The sequence below is a fragment of the Methylobacterium sp. B1 genome, assembly GCF_000333255.1.
GTDB lineage: Bacteria > Pseudomonadota > Alphaproteobacteria > Rhizobiales > Beijerinckiaceae > Methylobacterium > Methylobacterium fujisawaense.
Window position 1 is genome coordinate 1 of sequence record NZ_BACT01001024.1, and the last position, 10,135, is coordinate 10,135.

The 10,135-nt window shown below is 67.6% G+C and carries 8 protein-coding genes; 1 reads left to right on the top strand and 7 read right to left on the bottom strand.

From position 1 onward, the window contains the following. The 7 genes from I53_RS28490 to I53_RS28520 form a co-directional block, all read right to left on the bottom strand. On the bottom strand, window positions 1–891 hold an 891-nt coding region (locus I53_RS28490; RefSeq protein ID WP_043357387.1), incomplete at its 3' end, for a 2-hydroxycarboxylate transporter family protein. A 313-nt stretch (window positions 892–1,204) separates the two neighbouring features. After that, the gene (locus I53_RS28495) at window positions 1,205–2,851 is read right to left on the bottom strand and encodes a porin (protein WP_043357379.1); all 1,647 of its coding nucleotides are present in this window, start codon (window positions 2,849–2,851) and stop codon (window positions 1,205–1,207) included. Window positions 2,852–3,846: 995 nt separating this feature from the next. After that, window positions 3,847–5,499, bottom strand: coding sequence for a porin (locus I53_RS28500; RefSeq protein ID WP_043357381.1), 1,653 nt, complete (start codon window positions 5,497–5,499; stop codon window positions 3,847–3,849). Window positions 5,500–5,891: 392 nt separating this feature from the next. Further along, the gene (locus I53_RS28505; protein ID WP_043357383.1) at window positions 5,892–6,581 is read right to left on the bottom strand and encodes a hypothetical protein; all 690 of its coding nucleotides are present in this window, start codon (window positions 6,579–6,581) and stop codon (window positions 5,892–5,894) included. Window positions 6,582–6,705: 124 nt separating this feature from the next. Next, the gene (locus I53_RS28510; RefSeq protein ID WP_236952784.1) at window positions 6,706–6,984 is read right to left on the bottom strand and encodes a winged helix-turn-helix domain-containing protein; all 279 of its coding nucleotides are present in this window, start codon (window positions 6,982–6,984) and stop codon (window positions 6,706–6,708) included. A gap of 107 nt (window positions 6,985–7,091) precedes the next feature. Beyond that, a complete protein-coding gene (locus tag I53_RS28515; RefSeq protein ID WP_051045111.1) occupies window positions 7,092–7,700 on the bottom strand; it encodes a HupE/UreJ family protein in 609 nt (202 codons plus the stop codon). 115 nt (window positions 7,701–7,815) lie between these two features. Then, window positions 7,816–8,355: a PilZ domain-containing protein gene (locus I53_RS28520; protein ID WP_078947135.1), complete on the bottom strand. Its 540-nt coding sequence runs from the start codon at window positions 8,353–8,355 to the stop codon at window positions 7,816–7,818. Window positions 8,356–8,748: 393 nt separating this feature from the next. Here I53_RS28520 and I53_RS28525 point away from each other — a divergent pair, with 393 nt between their 5' ends. After that, the gene (locus I53_RS28525; protein WP_251982488.1) at window positions 8,749–10,113 is read left to right on the top strand and encodes an ABC transporter substrate-binding protein; all 1,365 of its coding nucleotides are present in this window, start codon (window positions 8,749–8,751) and stop codon (window positions 10,111–10,113) included. The last annotated feature ends 22 nt before the right edge of the window (window positions 10,114–10,135 follow it).

Genomic DNA, 10,135 nt, shown 5'->3' on the forward strand with positions numbered 1-10,135 from the left:
GATCGCCGTCAGCCCGGCCGCGCCGATCGTGGCGGGGTCGATCTGACCGCGTGCGGCCTCGGACTTGGCCTGCGCATCGCTGGATTTCATCTCGTCCGAATCGGGCTGGAGCCGCCCCTCGCCGGTGAGGTGCGGGTAGCGCTTGCCGACGGAATTGAGCGTGCCGGACAGGATGATCGCCGTGAGCGAGCCCAGCATCACCGGCGGCAGAACCTGGGCGAAGACGACGCCCTGCTGCACGCCCAGGATCGCCGCGTAGCCGATGGAGAGCGGGATCGCCCCCTCGCCGACACCGCCGGCCATGATCGGCACGACGATGAAGAAGAACGTCTTGTAGGGGCCGAGGCCGAGGAGCGTGCCGACCAGCGTGCCGACCAGGGCCGCCGCCACCGAGCCGAGGGCGAGCGGCGCGAAGATCTTGAGGAAGCCCTTGATCAGGACCTCGCGGTCCATCCCGAGGATGGAGCCGACGATGATCGTGGCGATGTAGATGTAGAGGAAGTTGGTGAACTTGGTGAAATCGGTGATCGCTTTCACCATCTGCGGCGGCACCAGGGCGTAGTAGACCAGCGCCGAGGGGATGAAGGTCGCGAAGATCGCGCCGGCCCCGATGTTCTTCAGGATCGGGATCCGCTTGCCGATCTCCGCGCAGGTGAAGCCGCCCATCACCAGGACGGCGATCATGGTCGGCCCGTCAGGCTTGATCTCGCCCTCCTGGACCAGAACGGTGAGGAGGATCGCCAGCACGACGAAGATCGGCAGCGGTATGATGCCGATCTTGAGGTCGATGAGGCGCCACCACACGTCCGGCCAGAACCGGGTCGCGCGCCCGTCTCGGGTACGGCCTTTCGACGGTGATGGGATCGGGCTCGTCGAAGCGGTGCTGGTCATGGCGTCCCCCCCGGATATCTCGCCGCCTGCGGGCCGTTTCGCCTTTCGCCGCGCCGTCGCGGCCGCGTGATGGGACGCGGTCCGTCGAGTCCCGCACGGTCGGCGGAGATAAAGTGACATTCGGCGTATCAGCGTCGAGAATGGGCGGCAACGCGACCCGCGGAACAAAGGGCGCCACCTGTCCCGTAAGCCGGGATTAAAGACCACTCTCCATCGTTGTGCGCATGACAATGGCCCGGCTGGGTGCCGGGCCTCGAAGTCGGCGGGCACGGCGGCAGGCGACGGGACCACGCGCCGCCACCGGCTTTGCCGATCAGAAGTCGCGCTGGACGCGGAAGCGGACCTGCGAGACCGAATCCTGCGTCACGGTGCGCGGGACGAACGTGCCGGCGTTGATGCCGGCGACGTTGGCGTAGGCGGTGGGGCTCTTGTCCAAGTCGATCACGCGGCCGCTTTTCACGCCGACCTGGGTGTAGAAACCCTCGACGCCGATATCGAGATCGCGCACCGGTGACCAGATGAGGCTGGCGCCCGCCACGACCTGGTAGGTGTCGCGCAGGGCCTCGCTGAGCGCGTAGAACCGTGTCCCCGGCAACCCGACGGCGCTGGCGCCGAACCTGTTGGCGCCTCTCGGATTCGCCAGTCCGAAGATCGCGCCCTGCCCCAGCCGGGCGCTCCGATCGAAATCCTGCTCGCCGTACGATCCGAAAAAGGCCGAGCGCCATTCCGGCGTCCAGTAATGCAGAAACGACGCGACCGCCGAGAAGGCCCGCGACTCCCGCAGCTGGCCGGTGAACGGGTCGATCGTCGCATCCGAGAAATACTGATTAAATTTCTGTCCATGATATCCGGCGCTGGCTTGCGTATAGCTCCCGGCGAAGGCCGAATATCCGGCATAGATCTGCGCGCCATTGCTGTAGGCACTTTGCAGGTAGAGGGCGTCACCCAGCGCGATGAACGGGGTGTTGATCTTCAGGCCCCCCTGGACCGCCCAGCCATACGCGGTGCTGGTGTGCGGGATGCTGAGGTTGGAGCCGGTGCCGATACCCGCGCCGTTCTGCACGTTGCCGACGTTCAGCTCGTGGACGGCGGCCGAGACCTGAGCCGAGCCCCAGGCCTGGTCGAGGCGCAGGGCGCCGACGATGTCGGGCACGCGCGAGCGCTCAATCGCGTCGACGAAGCTGTACCGCGAGGGTAGACCGTCGGTGTAGCCGATGAACACCGGCGCGGGTGCGCTGGTTTGCGCGAAGTTCGCGAGCGTCGCATTGTGCTGGAGACCCGCCGGATTGTTGGTCGGCGAGAAGATCGGGCTGCGACGGTAGACCGGATCTTCCGCCGAGACCGTGGCGGACACGCCGTTGCCGAACGTCGCCGTGTAGGCGAGCAGGTTCGTCGAGGCGACGTCGGAGCCAGCGGTGGCACCGTAGATCTCGAAATCGTGGGCATAGAAGTCGAAGAACGAGGATGCACGCCCGGCGGTCAGCCCTGCGAACTGGATGAACGCCTTGTCGGCATTCACGTGCTGCTGGTCGCGGCCGAACTGGTCGATGCCCAAGCCCGGAAAAGCGTTGCCGATGCGCTGCTGGGTCCCGGACGTGATGTAGCCCGTCCGCGCGATGGCATCGAGGCGCGCGAAGGCGCGGAGCGTGCCGTAGGCGGTCTGGGTGCGGGCATCGAGGTTGATGCGCATCTGGCCCTGAAATCCGGCCGTGTCGCCGAGGTTCGTGCCGAACTGCCGCCCGTAGCTGGTTCTGTAGCCGCCCTCGAAACGGGCGCGCCCCGAGAGCCGCAGGCAGGTGTCGGTGCCGGGGATGAAGAAGAAGCCGGGGCCGTATGCGCCGCAGACGCGGACATACGCGACGGGCACCGCCGTCCTGGCCGGCAGGTCGGCGGCCTCTGCGACACCCACCGTCGTGATCGCCGCCACGGCCCCGAGCAATACCGATTCCAAATAGTTCATTGAGACCCCCCGATCCCTCAATATTTACGACACAACGAAAGAGTAATTATCTCCCCCTTGGGAAACACGGAGTCCAATCCGGGTCTCCGTTCACTTATTTCGTCCCAAGCCGAGCAGATACGTCGACAACACTGTGCGCGTGATCATATCTGGGCAACAAGAAATCTCTCATTGGAGCAACAGTTTCGTTTTTGTTGTAGATCAGCAACATTTTATATTTTAATACTGAAGTCGTATTGGATTTTTACTTTGTTCATTCCGCAAAATAATCGAGTGTCTTCTTCCCGATGGAGGCCATCTCATCGATCAAAGACACCGCAGAGGCGCGCGAAATCCCTCCGTCCGAGGCGGCTGCAAACGCCAGTTCCGGACACTCCGCGTCGCCGGAGCAGCCGCGATGGACCGGGCCGAAGGCCGCTACGGACCCGCAGCGCGGCGTGATTCCGGGGCGCCGATTCGGCGTGCGAGCGGCCCTCGTCCGGGCCATCGATCAGGATTGAGAAGGGATCGCGGGCCCTGACCCGGCCCAGGGCACGGCCGGTTCATCCCGACACAGGGTCCCGGCTTCGCTCGCGGACGGGGCGGCGAGAGAGGGGATCGTGCGCCGATGGCGCGGCTCTCTCGACCCGGAATCCGCACTATCGCGAATTGCCGAAGCAGGCGGACCCGCGCTCCGCGTCGGCGTGGAGAGGCGTGCGGCCCGGACCCGAACAGGCGGCGGGACGGCCCGACGCCTCGGTTCGACGCATAGGGGAAGTTGCAAGCGAGATGGTGCCTGCGTGCGCCGGGACGGGCGCCGGAGGGCGGCCGAATTGCTTCGGCGCCGTTCTCGACAGGCGCGATTGTGGAGCTCGATCAGGCCGCGTGACGACGCGCCGCTTCGCGCGTCCAGAAGGGCGACCACAACGAAAAAGGCCCGGCCGAAGCCGAGCCTTGAGGTTCCTGAAGCACGGGGACCGTTGCCGAGACCGAAGCCCCGGCGCCGGTAAAGCGGCTTAGAAGTCGCGCTGGACGCGGAAGCGGAAGGTGGAGACGCTGTCCGACGTCGTGGTCCGCGGCACGAAGGTGCCGTTGTTGATGCCGGCGACGTTGGCGTAAGCGGTCGGGCTCTTGTCCTTGTCGATCACGCGGCCGTTCTTGACGCCGATCTGGGTGTAGAAGCCCTCGACACCGATATCGAGATCCTTCACCGGCGACCAGATGATGCTGCCGCCCGCCACGAACTGGTAGGTGTCGCGCAGCGCCTCGCTCAGGTTGTAGAAGCGCGTGCCCGGCGTTCCGACTGCGTTGGCGCCGAAGTTGATCAGGCCGAACGGGTTGGCGACCGCGTAGGCGATACCCTGAGCGGCGCGGGCCGCCCCCGAGAAGTTCATCTCACCGTACGACCCGAAGAAGGCCGAGCGCCACTCCGGCGACCAGTAGTGGAGGTACGCAGCCGTCGCGGAGAAGCTCGTCGACTGCTGCATCTGGCCCGTGAACGGGTTAAGCGTCGCGTCGTTGAAGAACTGATTGAACTTCTGGCCCTGGATCGTCGCCGCGTTCTGCGAGTACGAGCCGCTGAACGAGGAGTAACCGGTGTAGAGCTGAGCGCCGGAGCCGTAGGCACCTTGCAGGTAGAGGGCGTCGCCCGGCGCGATGAACGGCGTGTTGATCTTCAGGCCGCCCTGTACCGCCCAGCCGTACGAGTTGCTGGTGTGCGGGATGCTGATGTTCGAGCCGGTGCCGGTACCGGCGCCGTTGGCGACGTTGCCGACGTTCAGCTCGTGCACGGCGGCCGACAGCTGAGCCGAACCCCAGGCCTGGTCGAGACGCAGGGCGCCGACGACGTCGGGCATGCGCGAGCGCTGGATCACGTCGACGAAGCTGTAGCGGGTCGGCTGGCCGTTGGTGTAGCCGATAAACACTTCAGCCGGCGAGTTGGACTGAGCGAAGTTGGCGAGGTTGGCGTTGACCGTGGCGCCGGCCGGGTTGTTCGAGGCCGAGAAGATCGGGCTGCGGCGGAAGACCGGATCTTCGGCCGAGATCGTGGCGGACAGGCCGTTGCCGAGCGTCGCCGTGTAGGCGAGCAGGTTGGTCGAGGCGATGTCCGAACCCGCGGTGGCGCCGGCGAACTCGAAGTCGTGGGCGTAGAAGTCGAAGAACGACGAGGCGCGACCGGCCGTCATGCCGGCGAACTGGATGAACGCCTTGTCGACGTTCACGAACTGCTGGTCGCGGCCGAAGCTGTCGATGCCGAGGCCCGGGTAGGCCTGACCGATACGCTGCTGGGTGCCGGACGTACCGACGCCGGAATAGCCCGTGCGGGCGCCGGCATCGAGGCGGACGAAGGCGCGCAGCGTGCCGTAGGCGGTCTGGGTGCGGGCATCGAGGTTGATGCGCATCCGGCCCTGGTAGCCCGACGTATCGCCGCCGTTGGCATTCTGCCGTGAGTAGCTGGTCATGTAGCCGCCCTCGAACCGGGCGCGGCCCGAGATACGCAGGCAGGTGTCGGTGCCGGGAATGTAGAAGAAGCCGGCGCCGTACGCGCCGCAGACGCGGACGTACTCGATCGGAACCGCCTTCTTGACCGGGAGGTCGGCGGCATGAGCTGCGCCTACCGCCGCGAACGCAGCAGCAGACCCGAGCAATGAGCTCTTCAAGAGCTTCATAGACATCTCCAAAGCTTCGAGACCCAATGATGCGGACGTGCCCGGTTGTCCGGGTCTAGCCGCACGTTCTGTAGGTTTGGCCCGCGTCTTAGGTGGCAGGCTCCTGCGGGCTCTCGCTTGGCGATGCCCCCGTGCACGATCACCATGTGCGAACGGGTTTCGGCGAGCAACGAGGATTCGTGAGCGCCTTGGCAGTTCCAGAGTGATGTTGCGGTCCCGCAACATTCCCCGGGTGATTTAGTCGGCAACGGGTCGCGCAATGTGCACGAATGCTGTCCTGACAGGCCGATGTGCCGCGTCGACAGGCAGGACGCCGCCCGGCTCGGATCCCGGGCCGGGCGGCGCGTCAGCGTCTCGCGATTCGCCGGCGACGGGGCGCCGGCAGATTTTTCTCACATGGGCGGCGTCAGGCCGTCCTTGCCGACGGCGACCCGCCGGGCGGTGACGCGGCCGTCATCCCCGCGCGCAACGATCACGAAGACCTTGGCGCCGGGTGCGACGGCCGACGCGGTGGCAGGCTCGAAGCTGACGACCGGCGCCTGCGGCGGCACGAGGATCTGCAAGGACTGGCCCTGGCCGTAATCGACCGTGAGGGTCCGCTCCGCGCTGCCGCTGCTCGCCTTGACCGTCCCGTTGGTCATCGCGCTCTTCACGCGGGGCGCGTCCGGCGCAGTCGCATGCACGTCCGCCTTCACGGTGCCGTTCGTCATGGCGCTCTTCACCGGCGCCCCGGCCGCCGTGCGGTCGGGAATCATGTCCCAGTCGTAATGCCCCTCGCCGGTGCCGCGCATCGCCTCGGGGAACAGGACGACCTCGAGGGCCACCGGGGGCTCGCCCTTGGTGGCCGTGCCGATGAAGACGCCGTCCTTGATCGCGTCCAGGCTGGACGGGACGACCCAGGAAACCTTCGCGTCGGGGGCGAGCGCCACGGATTCCGACGCGCCGTCCAGGGTCTTCACGGTGAAGCCATCGCCGGAGACCGCTTCGACGGTGCCGCGCAGGCGCTCGATCTTCGGGGCCGCCTGCGCGCCGGTGACGACGGCCCACAGGCTCGCCAGGACGAGCGTCGGTAACTTTGTCATGTCGGGGCTTTTTCCTGCCGCCGGGATCGATGCGACCGGCGGGACGTGGGGCGGCTTGGGGCGAGGTCAGCCCCGGGGGGCCTGTGACATCGCACCCCGGATATCGCGCCCGGGCCCGGGGCGGTTACGTATCCTCGACCTGCCCGAGCCGCCCCAGGAACGGGGCAGCCGCCGCCTCCGCGGCCGCCTCCACGGCCCGGTACCGGCGGACCACATCGGTTCCGAAGTCCGAGAGACGGGCGCCGCCTCCGGCCCGCCCGCCGGTCTGCGCCTCGACCACGGGCCGGCCGAAACCGGTGTTCATCGCCTCCACCAGCATCCACGCCCGCCGGTACGACATCCCGAGCGCGCGGCCGGCCGCCGCGATGGAGCCGTGCTCGGCGATCATCTCCAGAAGCCGCACCTTGCCGGGACCGAGGCGGTGCCCTGGCCCGAGATCGATGCGAATGCTCAGGCGCGGCCCTTCGCCTGCGGCGGAGGCTCGCCCCGGGACCCTATCGGCCGCCGCACTCAGGCGGGCAGCACCAGAAGGGCGAGACCGGCCGCGGCGAGGCCGGCGCCGAGGGTCGGCGCTGCCCGCGTCGCCCCGATCCGGGCCGCCGCGACGCCGAGGCCGATCCCGGCCGCGTGCAGGAGCGCGGTGGCCGCCAGGAAGCCGAGTCCGAAGGTCAGGCCTGTGGCGGTCTCCGGCATCTCGGTCCCGTGGGCGTAGCCGTGGAACACCGCGAAGACGCCGACCAAGCCGGCCAGGAGGGCGACCGGCGCGCGCAGGCCGATGATGGCGGCAAGGCCGAACACGACGATGGAGAGCGCGATCCCGACCTCGACATGGGGCAGCGCGAAACCGACCATGCCCAGGCCGGCCCCCACGCTCATCAGCGCCAGGAAGGACAGGGGCAGCGCCCAGAGTGCGCGTCCGCCGCGCAGGCTGGCGAGGAGTCCGACCGCCACCATCGCGAGCACATGGTCGGCGCCCATCAGCGGGTGGAGGAAGCCTGCCTCCGCGCCCGTCGCGGCTCCGTGGCCCGGATGGGCGAGCGCCGCCTGGGGCAGCAGGATGAGCGCGGCCGGCAGGAGCGCCAGGGACGCGGCGGGTCGGGAGGAGAGCAGACGCTTCATCGGAAATCCTTCGCTGAATCTGCGAAGATGTAGCGCCGTTCCACCGCGGCTGCGAGGGGCCGGCGGCCATCGCCGCGGGGCGCCTCCCCGGATCAGGCCGCCCCGGGTCGGCGCGTCAGAACGACATCGCCTCGTGGACCGCAGCCGGCTCGAACGGCTCCGTGAAGGCGACCCCGACGCCGTGCGCGAAGTGGCGCATCACCGTCGCAGCCTTGTGCCCCACCTGGATGGTCGCGCCGATCTCCAGTTCGTGGTCGACGAGCAGCGCCACCCCGGAGGCTGAAACGTTGAGCACATGCCCCAGGAAGGCCTGGCCGGAGGCCGTCGTGACCTGGACGATCTTCTGCTTCGGCACGATCCGCTTGTGGGCCCGGATCGGCTCCGGCTGCAGGTCCTGGGCGCGCGCCAGCGTCACGAACTGTCGGGCGAGGTCGGCGAGGATCGCGCGGCCACCCCGGACGCAGGCGACGAATTCCTGACCGGCCACTTGGGCGATGCGCGCTTCCAGAGTCCCGACATGGCGGATGCTGCAGGTCAGGTCCTCGCCGATCGCCAACAGCGAGGAGGAGCGGAAGCGGATCCCCTCCGTCGAGACGTCGGCGGTCACGGCGTAGAAGTCGCGACGGCGCTGGTTCCAGCACAACGCAGGCAACATGACGACGTGCCGCCGGACCATCACACCTGCATCATCAATAGGAATACACAGGCTGTCTTTTGCGGCCCAAAATTTTTCCGGGTTGTTCAGGCGATCTATAAAATTGGACTTATCTCAGGCCCTGTACAATCCCTCTCGAGCCGGACCTTCGCATCGCGAACGCGGTCGGCGCCGGGCCTTCGAAGGGCGCCGACCAGATGCGGCGCCAGCCTGAGCCGGGAGACCCGGGCCGGATTGCCGCGGGAAACCGAATACAAGATGCAGATTGGTCGCATGGCATGGATGCTGCCTGGGATTGTGCATGCCAGGAGGCTGCGCGACAGTGTCGCCCGTCTCCCGGATCGGCTGCGGCCGATCCGTGCCGCCCTCTCCGCCTGCATCCGGACTGGTCTCATGTTGCGTCTCGCCGCCTGCCTCCTTGCCGGTTTTACCCTCGCCGGGCCCGCCGCCGCGCAGACCCTGCGCTACGGCATGATGGAGGATCCGGACGCTCTCGACCCGACGCTCGCCCGCACCTTTGCGAGCCGGATGGTCTTCGCCGCCCTGTGTGACAAGCTCGTGGATATCGGCCCGGACCTGAAGCCGGTGCCGCAGCTCGCCACCTCCTGGGAGCTGTCGCCGGACGAGAAGGCGCTGACCCTGCACCTGCGTCCGGGCGTGCTGTTCCACGACGGCGAGAAGCTCGACGCGGCCGCGGCCAAGTACTCCATCGAGCGGCATAGGACGATGCCGGGCTCGCAGCGCCGCTCGGAGATCGCGCCGATCGACTCGGTGGACGTGGTCGACGACCTCACCGTCCGCATCAACCTGAAGCAGCCCTTCGCGCCGCTGCTCGCGCAGTTCACCGACCGGGCCGGCATGATGGTCTCGCCGAAGGCCGCCGAGCGGCTGGGTGACAAGTTCGCCTCCGCGCCGGTTTGCGCCGGGCCGTACAAGTTCGTCGAGCGGGTGCCGCAGGACCGGATCGTGGTCGAACGCTTCCCCGACTACTGGAACAAGGACGCGATCCACATCCAGCGGATCGAGTTCCGGCCGATCCCAGACGCCACGGTCCGGCTCACCAATCTGCGGGCCGGGCAACTCGACCTGCTGGAGCGGCTCGCCCCCACCGACGTTGCGCAGGTGAAGCGCGACGCCAAGCTGAAGCTCGAGTCCACCACCGAACTCGGTTTCCAGGAGATCCTGTTCAATCCCAACAAGGCCGGCTCGCCGGTGGCCGACCCGAAGGTTCGCGCCGCCTTCGAGGCCGCCATCGACCGCAACGCCATCAATCAGGTCGTCTACAACGGCGAGTTCCTGGCCGGGAATCAGTGGGTCAACCCGAAGAACCCGAACTACGTCGCCGAATACCCGATCCCGAAGCGGGACGTGGCCAAGGCCAAGGCCCTGCTCGCCGAGGCCGGCAAGCCGAACCCGCAGATCACGCTCACCGTCTACGCCAACAGCGAGTCGCCGCAGGTCGGTCAGGTGATCCAGGCGATGACCAAGGAGGCCGGGTTCGACGTGAAGATCCAGGCCGTGGACTTCACCACGGCGCTCGATGCCGCCGACAAGGGCAATTACGAGGCGCAGCTCTATTCCTGGAGCGGCCGATCCGACCCGGACGGGAACACCTACAGCTTCCTCGCCTGCAAGGCGGCGCTGAACTATCCCAAATACTGCAGCCCGGAGGCCGACGCGGCCCTTCAGGCCGAACGCGGCACCATCGATCCGGGCCAGCGCAAGGCCGCCTGGAAGGCCCGGCCGATCAGGTGCTGAAGGACGGGCCCGGCATCTAATT